Annotated in this window: 13 protein-coding genes; 1 reads left to right on the plus strand and 12 read right to left on the minus strand. The window is 29.5% G+C overall.

Annotation, left to right across the window (positions count from 1 at the left end; all coding sequences use genetic code 11):
• Window positions 1-494 precede the first annotated feature (494 nt).
• Entirely contained in the window at window positions 495-2,099 is a 1,605-nt protein-coding gene (locus bsdtb5_RS19280) for a CTP synthase (protein WP_271713581.1), read from the plus strand.
• A gap of 70 nt (window positions 2,100-2,169) precedes the next feature.
• Here the strand turns inward: bsdtb5_RS19280 and bsdtb5_RS19285 are convergent, their stop codons facing one another.
• The 12 genes from bsdtb5_RS19285 to bsdtb5_RS19340 all read right to left on the minus strand — a co-directional run bounded on the left by bsdtb5_RS19285 (window position 2,170) and on the right by bsdtb5_RS19340 (window position 19,971).
• Window positions 2,170-2,616: a signal peptidase II gene (locus tag bsdtb5_RS19285; RefSeq protein WP_271713582.1), complete on the minus strand. Its 447-nt coding sequence runs from the start codon at window positions 2,614-2,616 to the stop codon at window positions 2,170-2,172.
• A gap of 125 nt (window positions 2,617-2,741) precedes the next feature.
• The gene (locus tag bsdtb5_RS19290; protein WP_271713583.1) at window positions 2,742-4,916 is read right to left on the minus strand and encodes a glycosyltransferase; all 2,175 of its coding nucleotides are present in this window, start codon (window positions 4,914-4,916) and stop codon (window positions 2,742-2,744) included.
• Between the two features lie 274 nt (window positions 4,917-5,190).
• Entirely contained in the window at window positions 5,191-5,985 is a 795-nt protein-coding gene (locus bsdtb5_RS19295; protein ID WP_271713584.1) for a glycosyltransferase family 2 protein, read from the minus strand.
• A 44-nt stretch (window positions 5,986-6,029) separates the two neighbouring features.
• Window positions 6,030-6,506, minus strand: a complete 477-nt coding sequence (locus bsdtb5_RS19300) for a hypothetical protein (RefSeq protein WP_271713585.1) — start codon at window positions 6,504-6,506, stop codon at window positions 6,030-6,032.
• Window positions 6,507-6,570: 64 nt separating this feature from the next.
• On the minus strand, window positions 6,571-8,886 hold the full coding sequence (locus tag bsdtb5_RS19305; protein WP_271713586.1) for an HAD hydrolase-like protein: 2,316 nt from the start codon (window positions 8,884-8,886) through the stop codon (window positions 6,571-6,573).
• 148 nt (window positions 8,887-9,034) lie between these two features.
• Entirely contained in the window at window positions 9,035-10,570 is a 1,536-nt protein-coding gene (locus bsdtb5_RS19310) for a radical SAM/SPASM domain-containing protein (protein WP_271713587.1), read from the minus strand.
• 58 nt (window positions 10,571-10,628) lie between these two features.
• Window positions 10,629-11,660 (minus strand): glycosyltransferase family 2 protein, encoded by a 1,032-nt coding sequence (locus bsdtb5_RS19315; protein WP_271713588.1) that lies wholly within the window; start codon window positions 11,658-11,660, stop codon window positions 10,629-10,631.
• Between the two features lie 304 nt (window positions 11,661-11,964).
• The gene (locus tag bsdtb5_RS19320) at window positions 11,965-13,656 is read right to left on the minus strand and encodes a motility associated factor glycosyltransferase family protein (protein ID WP_271713589.1); all 1,692 of its coding nucleotides are present in this window, start codon (window positions 13,654-13,656) and stop codon (window positions 11,965-11,967) included.
• A gap of 260 nt (window positions 13,657-13,916) precedes the next feature.
• Window positions 13,917-15,155, minus strand: coding sequence for a CDP-glycerol glycerophosphotransferase family protein (locus tag bsdtb5_RS19325; protein WP_271713590.1), 1,239 nt, complete (start codon window positions 15,153-15,155; stop codon window positions 13,917-13,919).
• Between the two features lie 127 nt (window positions 15,156-15,282).
• Complete coding sequence (locus tag bsdtb5_RS19330; protein WP_271713591.1) at window positions 15,283-16,785, minus strand: N-acetylneuraminate synthase family protein; 1,503 nt, start codon at window positions 16,783-16,785, stop codon at window positions 15,283-15,285.
• 108 nt (window positions 16,786-16,893) lie between these two features.
• Entirely contained in the window at window positions 16,894-17,898 is a 1,005-nt protein-coding gene (locus tag bsdtb5_RS19335) for an acylneuraminate cytidylyltransferase family protein (protein ID WP_271713592.1), read from the minus strand.
• A 231-nt stretch (window positions 17,899-18,129) separates the two neighbouring features.
• Window positions 18,130-19,971 (minus strand): motility associated factor glycosyltransferase family protein, encoded by a 1,842-nt coding sequence (locus tag bsdtb5_RS19340; RefSeq protein ID WP_271713593.1) that lies wholly within the window; start codon window positions 19,969-19,971, stop codon window positions 18,130-18,132.
• Window positions 19,972-20,135 lie beyond the last annotated feature (164 nt).

Consider the following 20,135-nt stretch of genomic DNA (forward strand, 5'->3'; position numbering starts at 1 on the left):
TGTTGAGTAGTTGTATAATGTAAAAGTTGATTTTTTAGACGACCAATAGTAATATATTAAAAGATGTATTAAATCAAAGTATTTTTTCACATCTTTTCTCTCATAAATCTTGCTAGTGATGATTCTACTTTTACAGATCTAGAAAGATTTTCTGTTTTTATTCTTAGATGGACAATTTTATATTTACTTGTGTAAATCCAAAATAGAATATCCGTGATATTTTTAGAAATAAATCATTAGGTAGTATGATTTATTCTGTATATTTTATTTTGGATTTATATAAGAGATACTAAAAAAGACAATAAATTCCTATTTTCTTTTCTACTTAGAGTCTCTCTCTCTTTAAATCACACTAGCTCCCAACTGTCGCCATTAGCGACATATAAATCAAGGGCGTGAAATACTTTTTTCACTCTAGCTTACACATGATCCACCACTGGTGGTTCTTATAACATTATTAATTATTATTTTACAATAAAAGGAGGAAGTATGAAATGGCTGTTAAGTATGTTTTTGTAACAGGTGGCGTAGTTTCAGGATTAGGGAAAGGGATTACGGCAGCTTCACTTGGACGGTTATTAAAAGCACGTGGATATCAAGTAACTATGCAAAAATTTGATCCTTATATCAATATTGACCCAGGTACTATGAATCCAATACAACATGGAGAGGTATTCGTTACAGATGATGGAGCTGAAACTGACCTTGACCTTGGACACTACGAAAGATTTATCGACGAAAGCTTAACCAAACAATCTAACGTAACAACTGGTAAGATCTACTGGTCTGTACTATCCAAAGAACGTAGAGGTGATTTTGGTGGAGGAACTGTTCAAGTAATTCCTCATATCACTAATGAGATTAAAAGTCGTTTCTACCGTAATGACGGTTCCAAAGACACACAAATTGCAATCATTGAAGTTGGTGGAACAGTTGGAGATATCGAAAGCCAACCATTCTTAGAATCCATTCGTCAGTTCCAACATGATATCGGACGTGAAAATGCAATCCTTATTCACGTTACACTAATTCCATATTTAAAATCTTCTGGAGAAATGAAGACAAAACCAACTCAAGCAAGCGTTAAAGAATTACAAGGGATGGGAATACAACCAGATATTATCGTATGTCGTTCGGAACTTCCTTTAGAAAACGGACTAAAAGATAAAATTGCATTATTCTGTAATGTTCCAAAACATCATGTTATTCAAAACCTTGATGTTGAAACTTTATATGAAGCTCCTCTTGCGATGGAGAAAGAACACCTAGCAGACATCGCATGTGAATGCTTACACCTTGACTGTCCAGAACCAGACTTAGCTGAATGGGAAAGCATGGTACATGCTCTTAAGAATCCAACAAGAGAAGTAACTGTAGCATTAGTTGGTAAATACACTCAACTTCATGATGCCTATATTAGTGTTGTAGAATCCTTAAAACATGGTGCTGTTGCGCATAATGCCTCAGTTAATATCAAATGGATTCCTTCTGAAACAGTAACAGAAGAAAATGTATCTGAATTATTAGGTGATGTAAGTGGTATCTTAGTTCCAGGTGGATTTGGTGATCGAGGTATCGATGGTAAAATCTTTGCTATAAAATATGCTCGTGAAAACAAGATTCCTTTCCTTGGTCTATGCCTTGGAATGCAACTTGCAATCGTAGAATTCTCAAGAAATGTGGTTGGATTCGCAGATGCTCACAGTGCTGAGTTAGATCCTGGTACTACTCATCCAGTTATCCATCTAATGCCAGAGCAAGATGGTGTTGAGGATCTTGGTGGAACTTTAAGACTTGGTTCTTATCCTTGTCATCTTGAGAAAGATACCAAAGCTTATGAAGTATACGGAAAAGACATTATTCATGAAAGACATAGACATCGTTATGAAGTAAATAATTACTATAGAGATGATCTACAAAAGAAGGGTATGACTTTATCAGGATTATCTCCTGATGGAAGAATTGTTGAGATGATTGAGATAAAAGATCATCCTTGGTTTGTTGCTACTCAAGCGCATCCAGAACTTAAGTCTAGACCAAATAGACCTCATCCACTTTTCAAAGGATTTATTGGGGCTGCTTTGGAAGTAGAGAAATAGACTAAAAATAATCCCCTATCACTTTACCAGTAAGATTCAGAAAGAATCTCTAGAAAGTGATAGGGGATATTTATTTACGTTTAAATGTAGATACTAATGCAATCAAAAAGGTTCCAATAAAGATAGATATATCCGATATATTAAACACTACATTCTTTATTTTTTTAAAGCTAAAATAGTCAACAACATACCCCTTTGCAAGTCGATCATAGAGATTGCTTGCTGCCCCACCTATTGTTAATGCCATACCTAACTTTAGCAATATATTTCCCCTTCGTCTTATTATTAGTCCAAAAACAAGAAGTAACATGCCAAAAAGTACACCCGATATACTAACAATGATATTAGGCTTCTTTTCAAGTAAGTTAAGCATTCCACCTTTATTATGATATTTGTTAATTATAATATGACCATTTAGGATTTTCTCTTCTTGACCATATTGTTTGTTGGATTCTATGTACTTTTTTAGAACATAATCTAGAACGAAAATGGATAATGCTATTATGATATAGAACATGCAAATTTACCTCTCCTTATATCTCATAATTCAGATTCTATACTATCTATTATATCATAGAATTTAAAATACAGATATATAGATAATAGTAGCCCTAAGAAGAAATTTAACAATTAAATATTAACTTAAAAGAAGTATTTACTTTTCTCAGCCTTGCTAATTATCTCTTTTAATGCTTTAGCTGAATTGGTTAAATCATCTGCACGTTTAATAGCTTTTTCTCTCATAATATTATAGAAATTGCTATCTGTAACATATTTTCTTATTACTTCTTTCATTTCATCATAATCTTTAACCCAAAAATCCTCCCCTGTGGCTACAGCAATATCACCAAAATCTATCGTAACACAAGGTAATCCATTGTAGAACGCTTCTGCTAAGGATGTACCTCCTCCAACTCTTTTGGAATTAACATATAAATCGCAATTTTTATAAATTGGATTAATACTATTTACTCTCCCTAAGCAAGTAGAGTTCTCACTTAATCCTTCGTACTTTTCACAAAATTCTTCATATTTATCAAAATCACCAGCTATAACCAGATGAGTTCCCATATCAAATGTTTCTTTCACACATTTTATATATTCATCTGTAATATCATAATCTAAGCGATTACCTACAATAAGCATCAAGAATTTATCCTTAGGCAAGTTAAGTTCATCTCTTGACTTAGATATATTATCTGGCTTGGCATCAAATGTAAATGTACTTTCTATAATAGAATCTTTATCATAACCCTTTTTATATAAATCCTCCCATTCTTCTTCTCTTACCTTTCTACCCCAGACAGAGAACTTACTCATTGTCATTGGTAAGGAAGAACCCACAACAGGAATTGATATTTCAGGAACTAAGTTGCCACATATGTCAGCTACGATGCTGCTGCATCCTATATTTAGAATAAGGTATGGTTTTAATTTCTTAACTAACTCTATTAAATATTTAATCTCATTATAATCAGGCATTGGTTTTACTGGTTGATAGAAATCAAATGTTTCGTCTCGGAATACTACCTCTGAACGTTCAGATAAATCTAATTTACAATTACCAATTAGTAAGTTATAAAATGGACAAATTCCTGATGTTGTAATATTTTCACGCGTATTTATAATAATTACTTTCTTACCCATGCTTTTTTGAAGATCATACGCTCTTTCTAGTGTAGTATGCGTAGGTGGATGAGTATTCTCTAAGAATTGATAGGTAAATATGATAACTATATCTTTATTTCTTTCTTTTAAAGGAATTGGTTTTAAAGTATCACTTAATTTATCATAATATGCTTTATATATATTACGATATAAATCTGTTTTTAGTTCATCAATATAATTAATCCCCTCTAAAGGCTGATAAAATCCAAAGGACTTTATTTGTTGGTATATGTAATATTTATTTTCTACTGTTAATAATGAACTTGTAATGGACTTTTTTAATATTTGTTCTAAATAAGTTGGTTTTTTGGTAATCTCAGCAAGCATAGAAAGTAGATATATTGCTTGAAAAATCAAACTATCATCATATAAACACTCGAAATCCTCTAATATTCGAATAATAAACGTAAAATTGTATTTTGTAAGTGATCTTATTTGATTTTCAATATTATGTCCATTACGCTCTAATTCATAACTATCTGCTCCAACTTTACACTTTTGTAAATGTTCATACGTTTTTATTATCAAATCAGATGAATAATTGAAAATATATTCCGTGTTTGTAATAGATGGTGTTATGTTACAGTTTGCTCCGAATATTATTCTATCATTACTAGGCTTTGGTTCGAATACATAGAATTTATCATCTATCCAATAATACTTTTGTATGTATGAATCCATATCATTTATATTTGCCTGCTCATAAAGATCTGTTAATGGAAACTTTTTATACTCTATAAATACCATTGAATCTTTATCTATATTAGTATAAATTGGTTTGTTCAAATGCTCTTCTTGTAAATCACAATACTTACTTAAGTAACTGTATATGGGATCATTTATGTATTCTATACTTATAAAGTCATGTTTATTCTGTTGAAAATAGATAAATTTTGCAAATGTTTGATGATACACTCTGTATACAAGTCCAAATAATTCTTCTATATCACTTAAAAATATATACTCTTTATCAATTTCATATATTTGATCTAAATTATTTAAAATAACATGTGGAAACACATGATTAGTAATGGTGTTACTAAATAAATGTACCTCATACCCTTTACTATCTAAATCTTCTAGATATTTATAAACATTAGACTTTGAATCTACAGTCTCTGTATAGCATAACACTATTTCATTATTCATGATGGTTTCTCCGTAACTATTTTGTTGTTCCTTTTCACCTTATTTACATATTAACACATTAATCCCATTACAAACCGCCTATTTTCGTTCAATCTGATTTAAGTATGTCAAAGCATAACACCTTATTCTTTTTAGATATAATTATACTCCAGAATCAAAATAGCCTCCCACAAGAATGTATTAATACACTCTTGTATGTTCTAATATTGTAACTCCGAAGCATCAAACACTTCATTTTTACTTTTATCTTCATGTCTCTTCTAATTATTTATATTTAAATATATAATTTTGCTTGTTGAATCATTTCTTTATACATCCCATTTTTTAACAATAGTTTCCATCTTACTTTTAAAAAGAAACTAGAAACGCTCTTATTAAAACTTGTATTATTTGTCGTACATAATGAAGAATTTGACATTCTATACTTAGCTAACACCTTATCCATCAATATAATTCTTCTTCCACTAGATAATAATTTAACTAAAAACGGATAATCCTCCAAAAAGGGGAACCTATTATCAAAACCTCCTAGCTCATCATACAATTTTTTTGTATAAAATCCTCCAGATGGCCCTGCAATATAATTATCTATTAAAATATTTTTATATTGATTTTCCCAATCATTGTTTAGAATCCTGTAACCATTCTCACAAAACCTTTTCATCGCATTAACTTTATTTATATTTTTCCCAAACACTTCGACCTTACAACATACAAAATCCAAATTATTATCTATTGCAAAATTATATTTTTCTTGTAACGCAGTAGGTAAAAGAATGTCATCACCAGCAATAAGTTGAATATACTTACCTGTGGTATTCTTTATTCCAACATTACAATTATTTGATACTCCTTTATTTTGTTTAGTTTTAATACATTTTATATTTTTAAAATATCTAGAATTTTGTTTTACCCATTCTTTAATAATAGCCCTTGTATTATCTGTGGAACAATCATCAGAAACTATTAACTCTTTGTTAGCATATGTCTGATTCTTTATACTATCTAATGTTTCAATAACTGTATCTTGAGAATTATACGTAATAACAACAATACTTATTAATTCCATAGAGCAACCTCTCAATTTCTAATTTCATTTATTGTAATTAAATATTAACTTTCTAAAACAACATCCTCTATAGATACTATTGGACAATTAATTTTATTAGTTAACTCTTTTTGCACTTCTTCAAAAGCAAACGCTGCACTTACAACAATTGCATCTACGTCATCAAGTTTATCTTCAAGGCTTAAAACTTCTAAGTTTGAATATGCGCATATTGCACTATTATCAATAGCATATTTCACATTAATACTACTATCTTTTAATTCTTCATATAGACGGCATCCAAGTTCACCCATACCATAAATTGCAATTGATTGATAATTATTATTTACAAAGTATTCCTCTAATGATTTTCCTTCTTGTTTTATAATCAACCACTGATTTAAAATTTGATAATATCCTTTAAACTTATTGACCTTTTGAATTTCATTGGATACTTTTCCATTCTTTAAAAAAGACATTCCAATGGCTCCTCCTATTGAACCAATTACAACTAAAACGCTTGCAATAATTCCTTTTTTCATAATATTATCTCCTTTATTAGTATAATAATTAATATCTATTCGCTTACTATTGTGTTGTTAATCTTTACATCCCCTGATAATATAATGCAATATTCTTACCTAAAGTATCATTTGCTTGTTTTTTCAATTCAGTAATAAAAGCAAATGAAGCTATAATAAAGTTATTAGATTTAAATTTAGTATTCATAGATTTGACCTGTATATTTTCTATACAATGTCCATGTAATTTTTTATTATTATCAATAAATGCTTCTACCTTAATTCCATATAATTGTAAATATTTGCACACCTTACGACCTACTTCTCCTGCACCAATTATTACAATTTCACTCACATTGGCATCAGATATCTTTTTAATAATTTTTAATATACTTTTTTCATAATTAGATTCTGAATTTTCAACAATTTTATTAAAATAATATAAAGGATCTGCTTGTACTATAAGCCCTTCTAACCATAATACATCTCTTGGTGAAACAGATGAACAAAAATATTCTATGCCCTTATCTTTAATAAGTTTTAAATGTTCATCCCTACATATCTGCTTGAAAGATTCTGCTCCATAATTCTCCTCATGATTTAATTTTGATAAAAGTAATGCTTCTGCCAAAGTTGGTGAATTGAGCATTCTACATATAATCTTTGTTAACTCTCTTTTATTTAGGCTTTTTAAATATTTCTTTTTTGACAAAACTTCTAAATATATTTTTTGATAGGCTAATATACCTTGTTGACACAAATCAACAAATAAAAATTGCTTTTCTGCAATGGAGTCAATTTCTTTTGTAATCGGTTTTACTTTATTATCCTCTTTTACATATCCAACTGTTGTACCTTCATCACACATCATTAGTTGTTCTAGAATAAAAGGATATAACTTAATTAAACTTATTAGATCATCATTTTCACCGCATGTACCAGCATATCCTCTTAAATCTATATTTTTCATTACTGTTTCTACAGAATTTTTAGATGCAAATATTAACATATTAATATTATTACTAGATATATTATATTTTCCTAATAATTGCTCAATACCACACTGTATTGTACCTTTGAATCCCAAATCAATAGTGATACATTCTTTATGTAAACCAACATCCTTTAAATAATTAAAAGCTAAGTCTGCATGATCTTTAACTTTACTATTAATACTAGAACTAACTTTGTCACTTAACAAATACTCCTCTAAAGCATTTCCAATAGTAGATGAATTCATATCTATTCCACGTGATTCTCGCACTTCTAAATCTGAATATTCAATAAATTCATTCATTAATTCCTCTATATTTAATAATTGAAATACGTCTTTTATTTTTATGTATCTTATATTAAGAATTTCTTTTATACGTTCTTTATCAATATGTTGTATAGACGGTAATAATAACGCCTTTCTAGAAACATAAGTAGGTTTAATATTATATTTTGTATTTCTAGCCTTTTGTGCCTGATCTAACAACTTGCTGAGTATTTTACCTTCTCTCATTAAAGGATATATATTCAATATATTGTTTTCATCTGCTGTGTCCAAAACCCACTCTGTGGCAGCTGAAAGTAACGGTCCCATAACACAGGCTCCAATATCAAACCATTTTCTCTCTTCCTCACTATATTTAAGATCCATAGATAATAAATATTTTCTTAATGAATAAATTTCTGGAACTAAATCTCCATATTTTAATTCTTCCATCTGCATTTCTAATGTATCATCACAGCTAATTACATCATAATATATCGTATGAATACCATACGAATGTGCTGATATTATATCACTTGTATAATTATCGCCAATATGAATCACCTGATTTGCATCTGCTTTATATTTATCTAAAACTATATTATATAATTCTCCACTTCGTTTTGATTTTAAATAGTCACAGGAGACAATAATATCATCAATTAACTGAATATCAAAATTATTTTCAACTAATATTTCTGTTATCTGTTGTTTATTTAGATACATGTCAGAAGTAAAAATTATTTTTTTATTTACACTATGCAAATAACTAATTAGTTCTGCCATTAATGAATTTAAATAGCATACGTGTTTTTCAACTTCAATTTCAATCTCCACCATTCTGTCAATGGAGGAAATAATTTTAGGCATACAATTATATATTTCTTTTAATGTTACTTCCGTATCCATATTCAGTATTTTTTTATTATATCTAGCGCTTTTTTCAGCTTCTATTCTAATATTTTTAAATGCTTCATCTGAAATATACTCATTTAATATTCTTAATTTTCTTGCATGGTCAGCTATAATAAGAAAAGCATCTGATGGTTTCTTAACTGTACGAAATAAAACTGTGTCAAATATATCAAAACTCACAATTTCTATCGACCCTATACTATTAATTTGTTTTTTTAAACTGTCCAAACTATATCTCATTTTAATGCCCACACCTTTCAATTACTATTGAACTATTCAGAAATTTAATAGTTCAAAATTAGTAAAGATAAAAATTATTTAGTTCACACTTACACCTCTATATTTAATTTTCAATACATAAAATATAAGTGTATCCCTATATTAGGTCAGCATATTGTAATCCGTCCCATATTACTTCTGGACTACAAATATCTTCATTAACTAACTGATCATACATTTCTTTATATTTTAGACTTCCAATTACAACTGCAATTTCTTGAGTATTTTCTTCTTTTAACACATTTGGGCTATCAATCTTTATGCCATCCATTTCAGTTCCCCATCTAGTTTTATTATTGTCAATATAATAAGCAGGTTCTATATGAAATGTTTTGCATATCTTTATCGCAGAAAATCCTGTACCAAAAACTACAACTTTTTTAGTTTTTATTGCTGTTAAAAAATTAATAAAATTATCTAATTCTTTATTCACATCTTCATCTATAAACTCTGTGTGCAAACTACTATTAATGTCTTCATAAATAAGATATGACTTTCCTACCAATTCACACAAAGGATCAATTCTATCAAATATATCATTTTCGTATGATGGGAAAATAATAAATGATTTTTCTAGATTCAATTTTTCTATATCATTATTGAATAGAATTCCATCAACTTTTAAGCCGTGTAAAGCTAATAATCGAACAACCTTTTTTGAAGTTTTCGTTTGATCATAAACATAGATTTTTTTGTTTTCTTTACGTCTTTTATCCCATGCAATATCAGCCAATACCTGTACACCTTTTGAAATCCAATATTCTGGGAAATAATTTGTAAGTCCAAATAGATCACATTTACTACATAATTCTATACTATCTCTTCCCTTACATATCATAGAATCTCTGAATTCACTATATTCATTTGATTCCCATAGCTCTTGTATAGATATTTTACTAAGATCACCAATAGTTGTCTTACCTAATGCGTCTTGACAGCACTTACTTACCTTCCCATCAGGTCTTATAATCATCTGCATAAATGGTAATATACATCCAGAACTGAATCTAAGATTACTAACATCTCTGTTAGGTGCGGTACCACCTCTGCTTGAAAGTATCTGTGTTTTTTTTCTAACTAGTACTGCAGTTTTACAATTACATATATCACCCTTATGATTATTTACAATAGCTTCTACATTTGGAAGTAATGTTAAATCATCACTATAATTATCAATAACCAAATAATCTAGATATTTTATGATTTTATTATACTTTTCTTCATCTAATATCAGTCCGTTCGTGTAGAGTATATGTGTTGCATTTGGTAGTTTCTTATATGCATACTCTAAGAATTCATAAATTCTAACATCTATTAAAGGTTCATTATTCGAAAAGAGACTTAAATGTCCATCATACTGCTGCTCTTCTAATTGATTAATTAGATTATAAAATAACTCTGAATCCATCTTTCTATATTCGCGAGTATCATCATTTCTATTTACTGGGCAGAAACTACAATCATTATTACATCTATTTATGGTTTCTATTTCTATCGTATTTATTTTAGGTCTTTCATCTTTATATTCTGCAATAATTCTATCAATAAAAATGCTACTGTTTCTGTCTTGTCTTAGTAGATTTGAGATACTTACATCTTTATCTTTATATGATGGATATTTTACAATAATCATTATTTTCGTACCTTTCAATGTTTTATATTTTTAATTACGTATTCCTTCATTTATATAATTAAGAAATTTTAAAATAGTTCAAAATTTCAATTTCTCCAATACTTTTCAAATATTCTCTAGATGGTTTAGCACCAGCTTGCGTACATATAAATATATAATCGTGATCTATATTTGAGATTTCCTCTTTATCTATAATCGGAAGATCATTTAATTTTTCACCCACTTTATATGGATCTATATATGCGACACATATAGAGTTAGGCAAGTAAACCTTTAATAGTTCTAACGCTTCACTTCCAGAAATATCGGCTCCCCATATCATATATCTTTTTATTTCAGTGATATCTTCTAATTTTCCTGATAGATATTCAAGCTTCATCTTCATGATTTCTGCTGTTGCAATTTTTCTCGAATCAGTCCATGATTTAGAATCCTCTCTTGCTCTATAATCAAGAAGATTTTCTTCAATTTTTGCTACACCTAACCCATACGCTGCAATTCTAAAATACAATTCCATATCTTCAATTTTATACTCTCTGTATAACCCAACAATATCAAATACTTCTCTTCTTAACATTATTGTGGGATGGATAAACTTTTGAGCTTCATTAATAGATAGCAGTACATTATCTTTGTCTATTTTCTCCATGCTTCTTTTATGCATACTCGCATACCTTTTTCTCGCAGCTTCCGATATATTCTCTTCATATATCATATTGAAATTAGTACCTAATAAATAAATATCTGGATTTTGATTCATATATGATACTTGCTTTTCAAAACGGTCTGTTGCTGATATATCGTCTGAATCCATTCTTGCAATGTATTCTCCATGAGCTAGTTTTATTCCATCATTAAGCGAAGAAGTAAGTCCCATGTTTTTCCTTGATATAACTAATATTCTATTATCTTTTTTTGCGTATTCCATGATAATTTTTAAAGTATTATCTGTTGAGCCATCATCGATTATTATAAATTCCAGATTCTTATAAGTCTGATTTAAGATACTCTCAATTGCTTCTCTAATATACTTCTCAGTATTGAAAGCTGGCATTATTACTGATACTAATTTATCTTTAAAAGTAAACACTATTATATTCCTCCAAATATGCTATTCATCATTTAATCACTTTAAAAAGGGATTAATTTCTTACCATTCATAGTTCAATTTTTCGTATATTATTCTTTTTCAAAATATAATTAATAATATTTTTCAATTCATTATAACATATATCGACAATTAATTGGAAATACTTAATATTTCTTCACTATTTTACCTTTTCTTATTCTTTTTTATTTATAAAAAAACGAGTGAATTCAAATGAACCCACTCATCTCTGGTACTATAAATATACATACATACATATATATACATTATATTATTTAAATATTTTCTAACTAATCTTGTTTAACACATCCATTAGCCTATTATTCATCATCCCTTTTATTAATGCCCCACCTTCTGTCGCATTAATTATTTCAACATCCCTTATTCCATCAATTCTATTCTCGATCCAACGGCGATATATATCTAAACTTTTACTAGTATACACCATCTTTCCATGAATATCCTTAACTTCTCGTAGTCCATCTGTTTCTGTTAACTCTCGTCTTGAAGTACCAGATGCATGTACATAATTATTTGGATAAGATAAATCTAACCCCAAGAAAATAATTCTTCTACATTGCATGGATATGCCTATATCTAACGCAGTCGTACTTACCGAACCTCCTGTTTGATACAAGCTATATCCTCGTTCTTTTGCATGCTCTTCTGCTAATGGATAATCATGTTGTAATACAATGTATTTTTTACCCTTATAATTTTTTGCAAAACCATAGTATGCTGTTGATAGATATATCATAGGAATTTCATTATTCTCTAAACCACTAATTTGTCCATATACACGAGCATTAGCGTCTGTTACAATAACATAATCCGGTTTAATACCGGCATTCATTAATTTGTGATATACCGTTCCTGTAGCTAATATAATTCCATTACTCCCAACCTTTGATAGAAGATTATAATTGATATCAAGGGATGGACCTGCTGCAACTATATAAAGATCTTTTCCTTGCCACTCTTTCCTTAATTCATCTATACATGCGTCATAATTTAGAATGTTGTTTCTAAAGTTGCCATTTAACAAAGGTAATTGATTCTTTATTGAATAATACTGTAAAAAATAATCCTCAAAACGTTCTTTCATATCTTCTTGCCTAATATTCCGTAAAGAAGGTGCATGAATTAATAATTCTGTCTGACTGGTCATCATTTTAATTCCATTTTTTATTCGATTAAATCGAGGATCGTAGACCAGATTAAAGTTATCATTCGCAAGCAAATTAGTTAAGTCAACAAAATAAAATGCTAACTTAATAATATTCAAATCGCTTTCATAAACAGTTACAGATACCATAGAATCCAGTTCATACAATTCTTTTATATGATATCCAAGGCCTAATCCATATATGAGATAATTGTCCTTTTCCTCCTTATACCAATCTCTCGCTAGCATGGCAGCTTCTTCAGTAACCATATGATTACTATGAAAATAATACTTTTTACCTTCAGTTGCAATTGCAAGCGTATATAGACCTGAAGTTGTTAATTCTATATCATAATCTTGGTTAAATATAGTCATAAGATCAGTTGATTTTCTTAACATATCAGCTAATACTTTATCTTTTTTATCTAACACTTCGATATTCCTATTAAATAAATCTTGGTTGAAATCAATCTCTTCTTTACCCAGAATAAACTCCTGAATATTTACTAATAAGGAAGTAATTTTAAGCTCATATAAGTCTGCCAATAATATATAATCTTTATTTTCCTGTGCCGCTAATAATTCTGATAATATGTTCAATATATAATTAATTGATATAATTTCCGAGTTGCAATTAAAGTATTCCTTATTCTCTTCTAGCTTTGCTATATAATTCTCCATATTACCCAAAAAAACAGTTACTTTTCTTAGTGCTAGATCAAAATTTTGTATACGGAAATTATATACTATTTTACTTGACATATCCAATAACTTTTTATTATCTTCATATATACTATTGATATTATCCTTCATCGAATATACATACCTTTCTATTCTTATGTTATTTATTTATATTTAGGAACAAAGAGTTTGCAATGCAAACTCTCGCGCCAAGCGCGGTCGCACCAGCGGCATCTTCCTTTCGCGCTTGTGTGCATCCTGCATGGAGTGCTTTTTAAATTCGTAGGAAATTCGAAGAAGTTTCCTATGAATTTAAAAAGCACAATGCTGAAAGTTAAGAGTTTTCAACATTGCGCTCTTCTGATGCTTACTAACATTAAATAGGCATTTATTTATTTACTGCTTATTTTACTTAGTTTCACAATTCTAGCTACCTGTTCATACACTCTTTTACTAGATCTATCATCTATATGCTTAAACATCTTATTACGTAAGATATGCCTCTTCTCAATATTTTTATCTACCACACGTGCATCTAATATTTCTTTCATTAACTCTTCCATTGTATACACCTTCTTACCAGGCGTATATTCCTCATAATCAAAATAAAATTCTCTTGTATTCTTTAAGAACGTGGAGTAATCATATGGAAATAATATTATCGGTCTATCACACATCAAATAATCAAAGAAAACAGATGAATAATCTGATACTAATACATCAACTTCATGGAATAGTCCATAAACATCTACATCAGCACTGATATCATAAATATTACTATATTGAAGTTCTCCAAATTGGGTTTTTAACTTTGATTTTGGATGTAACTTCGTATAAAATACGATATTATTATCACATAAATAGTTGTTAAAGGCATTCAAATCCATAATACTAAAAAATTCTTGTTCCGTTGGACGAAATGTTGGCATATATAAAACATTATATTTGCCTTCTTTTCTTTGTTCTTTCATATATTGAAGAGCTATTTCTTCTGTATCGTTATAAATATTTTTAAAATCACTTTCAAACATGATATCATTTCTTGGATATCCGCAAGTCAGAATCTGCTTATCTGTCGTCTGAAAAGCTGAAGCAAATATATCCGCCATCATCTTTGACGTAGCTAATATATAATGATTCGGTTTCTCATCTGACATTCTTCTCAAATATGTCTTGAATCTCTCCCATTTATTTTTCGGGTGTCTAACCGTATCAAATATATTATCATAATTTATTTTTTTAAGTCCAACACCATGCCATAGGTTAATTTTTTTAGCTCCACCAGATAACCAAAATGAAATATCTTTTGAATAATTATCAAATATATATACTTTGGCACGCAAGCAATAAAAGATGCCGTAAAAGGACTTTGCATCATATGCTTCATATCCTTTATTATTTAAAAAATCCACTATTTTTTTATCTCTACTTATCCAGATAGCTCGAACATTATCCTTTTGATATTGATTTAAATATAAGAATAAATATTTTGGGTTACCAGAGAAGCTTTTACCAAAACTAGAGCCAAGTAGCCATATACTTTTATTTCTAGGAGTAAGAAATGAAAACCAATAAAGTGGAATCATCAAAGCTTGAAGCCAATATTTTATATCCGTTATCAGTTTATTCATCTTAATCTCCATTCTTATTCTATATTCGTTAATGACTTGTCACAATTAAATTCGACTATTCATTTTCAAGTAGGAATCAAAATGGATAGTCGAAAATTATATATCTCGAAAGATTATTTCACGTTATTTACCAATTTCTAAGTATCGTCTTTCTTTCAATTGGATCAAGTTTACTAATCTTTTCATCCATATAGTACGAATCACTCTTTACATGAGTTGTTGATACTTCTTCAAAGATTGCACCATGTGTAGAAGTAAAGGAATGTTTCTCTCCTCTTAATACAGTTTGAATATCTCCTGGTTTCATCGTAATTTCTCTACCTTCTAACACAACATCTAAATCTCCATATAACAATTGGAAGGTTTCTTCTTTTACCTTATGCGCATGCATTGGATGTTTTTGTCCAGGTAATACAATCAATAACTTTTTGCAATATTCACGATTGATAATACTAATGATAATTGCACCAGTTTGTCTGAAATGTTGCATTCCATAATGATGTGATAATTCAACTTCAAAACTATCTCCAAGATAAATTCCTGCTTCATATAGCATACCTTTCGCATCATGAATCACACTACGAACAAGGCTAATCTCAGTTATCTTTTTCTTTTCATGAACTTCTTCATTTACAGCATAGTCCTTACTAGCAATCATTCCATCATAGAATTCACCACTATTCATTTGCTTTTCATGACATGGCATTGCAAAAAAGACATCTTCCCTATTAATCTCTTGTCCCTTTTTAATTGCCTTATTTATATATACTCCACGCATTAATGAGTTTAATGAATCAATTTCTTCTTGTGATATATACTTATCATCTTCTTTTTTCATTGTACACATTAATCTGGCATTTTCTGCTGCTTGTACCCATTTCTCCGCTTGTTCTGGATTCATAGAATATGCATTTAATGTGATCTTATCGGTTGGCAATCCAACATGGCGTTCTAAGATTTTAGCACCTTTTGCAACTGCCATCATTGCTACACTATTATCATCTGGATCTTCATGACCAGAATATCCAATTGGAACGGTTGGATATCTGCGTTTTAGACGATCAATAAAATCTAACTGTAAATGTTCTGCAGGAGCTGGATATTCTGCAACACAATGTAAGAATGCGAATTCACAACCTTTATGCGTAAAGAAGTTATATATTTTATCTATATCAGATAATGTTTTTCCTCCAGTTGAAATAATAAGTGGTTTATTGGTTTTTGCTGCTTCTGCTAATAAAGGCCAATCTAGAGCTGAACAACTTGCAATTTTTATAATATCTATTCCTTGATCCATACACCACTCTACACCATCCTCATCAAATGGAGTACTCATAGTAACCATTCCTTCTTCACGGACAGCATTAACTAATTGAGTAAATTCATCAAAACCTAGTCTAGTGCTCATAAATCTTGGAATATGATTTACATCTTTTCTTTGTTTATAGTCAGGATGAACAAAAGTATCCAAGTTACGATATTGTAATTTTACCGCGCCTTTTACGTTATGTTTTCTCGCAATTTTACTCATAGCATGTATGATATCAATCCCATGCTCCACGCTTCCTTGATGACTATTCGCCATCTCAAAAATATATAACTGGTCAAAAATACTTTTTGTTTGCTTCATAAAATATTCCTCCTGTTTTATTGTAATTATGTGATATTAATTAGCTTATCCTAAATCTTACTATTAATATTCCATATATTATTAAATATATCGACATAAATTTATGTTTTATTTAAACATTTCTAATAATTGATTCATATCTAACATCTTATCATCAACATAATAATCTGCATTTGGTTTTCCGAAGTAAAGTTCATGGTAGCGGAGTCCCCAATCTTCTAGTTGTCTCTTAGTAGTCTCTTCCCAACTAATTTTTGTAACATAGCCTCTCGCAGTTAATAATACAATTCGATTTCCCATATCATATAATTGATTAATCACTTTTATCATAGCTGTATTAGGCGCTGATAATGCATAATCATTATCTTTTTGTATCTGAGCTATAACTCCATCAATATCAAACACGAATCTTTTGTTTCCCGATGTGATCCTTATATATTCTTCTGCTCTCTTAAATTCTTCTTCTGTATCAATATCATAATTTTTATCCATCTCATATCCCATAATGACATTACCAGACATTGAATGCATATCTAATACTACTCTCGGACGCAATACGTCTATACAAGCATTCTGATAGTATACTTTAGGTAACGCTTGCCTTGGCATGTTATAGCATTCTTTTATGCCTTTCATTATTGGAACAATCTTACCATCCTCCGCCTTATGCCACATCTTATATGGTATTTCTTTGGCTGGTCCTAGACTACGAACAGAATCAATCTCTTCTGATGATAATATCATTTCAATCATGTTATCAATATCTTTTACGTCACGTATAGGATATGTAGGTCTTAACTGTACTACTATATCAGCTTGATATCCTTCTTTTTCTTTTAACGTGTTAAGTACATGTTGAAAAACATCATAATCCAATGCAGTATCAGTTGCATATTCTTTGGGTCTTAGAAAGGGTACCTCTGCTCCGTATTCTTTTGCAATTTCAGCATATTCTTTGCTGTCTGTACTTACAATTACTCGATTAATATAAGATGATTGCAACGCATGTTCGATTGAATAAGCTATCATTGGCTTTCCATTCATCTTTCTTATATTTTTGTGTGGAACACTTTTCGAACCACTTCTCGCTGGTATAATTGCTAGTATATTCATTGCACCCTCCTATTTGAAAAAACATCTACAGATATTAATCTTAACTCTTTAGCTAGTCTTTCAACTTTTACTCCTCTTAACGCTAAATAGGCAACTATAAAACCCTAAAACAATCTCTTTCATTACAAATTGTATGGAGTACTTACCGTTACCTATCCAATATACTTATTTTAGACACTTTAATTTACACTGTGGAAATTGTAACATAAAATATAAATTAAATAATTCAAGCTAAAAATTTTTAATCTCTTTTATTTCTTCTCGAATCATTTCCTCAATTTTCTTGCAAGCGTCAATCATTGCTGAATATATTTTTGTTCCTTTTTCATACGTATTTATTTGATCTTGTACTTCATCATCAGATAATACATAAACATCGTCTAATTCAGAAGTTGATACTTCTGCAATATATATATCAATAAGACTATATACTGGCTTATCTTCTATTTGATTATTATTTTTTGTAAGACGCTTTACCCAACTTTGACTTTTTTCTGAATCAATATTTCTCTTTTTGGCTTCTATCACAAGCTTTTCACAAAATCTTTTATTTTCAGTCGCTCTTCTTTTTATCTCATTTAATTCTTTAATACTATCCTGAAGGTAATTCTCCAATGAGTCTTTCTCATTCATTGCTAATGTAGGTGATTTATCATCAACAATTTTAGAACAATCAATATTTTCTCTGCAATTGTCAGCGATTGCTTTCTTTAGTGTCATTATTTTAGTACCCTTTATCTTCGCGCCACCCTCAGTTGCATCAATTACTTCTATCTCTTCAATACTCTCAATCGCTTGAACAAACCAATTCAAGTATAGATACCAATCTCCTCTTGTATACACCATGTCACCGTTGATATCCTCAATTTTCCTAGCATCTGATGCTAATTGTCCTCCAAAGTCAGCTCTTCCACCAGCATGTGTACTCTTTCCCGAATAAGCCAAATCTTGTCCTATTAATATGATTTTTTTAAAACCTAAACTGGCGCAAATAGAAAATGCACCTGTTGCAACCGATCCACCAGAATTCAAATTAATTACTTTTTTCTCTAATTTTTCATAAAACTTTGTTATAAAATAATTGGTATTATAAAATATTTTACGGCTTTTATGTTTTTCTAATATATATTTATTTGCTTCTATTAAACAAAATAAAGGTATACTATTGCATCTTTCGTCTTCAAAATGCCCAACGTATTTGTTAGGATCTAAAGTAACAATAAAATCTGGAATAATATCATGTGCAAAAAGATATTTTAAGGCAGTATCTGTACAAAAGATAACTGCTTTACCCTTAGCCACTTTTAAATCTTCGATATTCTTATCAAGTGATGGCCCAGCTGATACAATAATCGCTGGTATATCCTCTCCAAAATCACCTTCAAAATCAGCTAAAATATTAGCATCCTTCATATATTTCATATTTTCAATTGTATTTCGAATAATACTACCACTTAACTTACGTTCTGTATTCTTGTTAATTTGGCACACTTCATTATTATCACGAATGATATCTATAAATCTTTTATGACTTTCTTCAAATAAAGCCATATACTGCGGATGTTTTACAATCATTTGTGAGTTCATATTAATCCATTCAACATGTTCACCTATTACAGCTTTAAACTCACTATCATTGATTTCTTCAACAGTAATAGATACTCTTCTATTATTAAGGATATCTGTAATATCATAATGCTCTAAGACATGTAAAAAAATCTCTGCACTTGGCTCATAGATTAATAGTATATCCTCTTCTGACAATTTATTTATCATTTCTCTAGCAAATATACCATTTCCAAAGCCAAACATAGACACAACAGCATTTATATTCTTTATTTCAAATTGTTCTGCCCATTTATTTGCTTCTGATATAGGTTTATATGCACTATTTAGTCTAATTGTGCTTCCATCTTTAACTATAACAAGTGCCTGATTACCATCCTTTGTGGCAATAGATTCAATCTGATCAACTTTATTTACTAGCGCTTCTTTTTTTATTTTCTCAAGATATTTAAATAGATTACTTTTATTATTTTTAATTGCATCATAATTCTTTTCATATATTGTCATGATCTTATCTCCTGAAAATTTTTTCTTATATAAGAACATCTTATAATCTATTGCATACAATGTTCTATTATATATATACGAAAAATATCTAATCTTAAATTATTTATTTTTCGTATATATATAATTCAATATATTTTTTTCACTAGCACTTAGAATTATCGTGT

It is taken from the genome of Anaeromicropila herbilytica, assembly GCF_016591975.1.
GTDB classification, from domain to species: domain Bacteria; phylum Bacillota; class Clostridia; order Lachnospirales; family Lachnospiraceae; genus Anaeromicropila; species Anaeromicropila herbilytica.

What these genes read in the sequence shown, in the direction of transcription:
- bsdtb5_RS19285 (WP_271713582.1), bottom strand. Translation starts at nt 2,616, where the DNA reads ATGTTCTATATCATAATAGCATTATCCATTTTCGTTCTAGATTATGTT.
- bsdtb5_RS19335 (WP_271713592.1), bottom strand. Translation starts at nt 17,898, where the DNA reads ATGAATATACTAGCAATTATACCAGCGAGAAGTGGTTCGAAAAGTGTT.
- bsdtb5_RS19280 (WP_271713581.1), top strand. Translation starts at nt 495, where the DNA reads ATGGCTGTTAAGTATGTTTTTGTAACAGGTGGCGTAGTTTCAGGATTA.
- bsdtb5_RS19300 (WP_271713585.1), bottom strand. Translation starts at nt 6,506, where the DNA reads ATGAAAAAAGGAATTATTGCAAGCGTTTTAGTTGTAATTGGTTCAATA.
- bsdtb5_RS19330 (WP_271713591.1), bottom strand. Translation starts at nt 16,785, where the DNA reads ATGAAGCAAACAAAAAGTATTTTTGACCAGTTATATATTTTTGAGATG.
- bsdtb5_RS19320 (WP_271713589.1), bottom strand. Translation starts at nt 13,656, where the DNA reads ATGAAGGATAATATCAATAGTATATATGAAGATAATAAAAAGTTATTG.
- bsdtb5_RS19290 (WP_271713583.1), bottom strand. Translation starts at nt 4,916, where the DNA reads ATGAATAATGAAATAGTGTTATGCTATACAGAGACTGTAGATTCAAAG.
- bsdtb5_RS19325 (WP_271713590.1), bottom strand. Translation starts at nt 15,155, where the DNA reads ATGAATAAACTGATAACGGATATAAAATATTGGCTTCAAGCTTTGATG.
- bsdtb5_RS19310 (WP_271713587.1), bottom strand. Translation starts at nt 10,570, where the DNA reads ATGATTATTGTAAAATATCCATCATATAAAGATAAAGATGTAAGTATC.
- bsdtb5_RS19295 (WP_271713584.1), bottom strand. Translation starts at nt 5,985, where the DNA reads ATGGAATTAATAAGTATTGTTGTTATTACGTATAATTCTCAAGATACA.
- bsdtb5_RS19340 (WP_271713593.1), bottom strand. Translation starts at nt 19,971, where the DNA reads ATGACAATATATGAAAAGAATTATGATGCAATTAAAAATAATAAAAGT.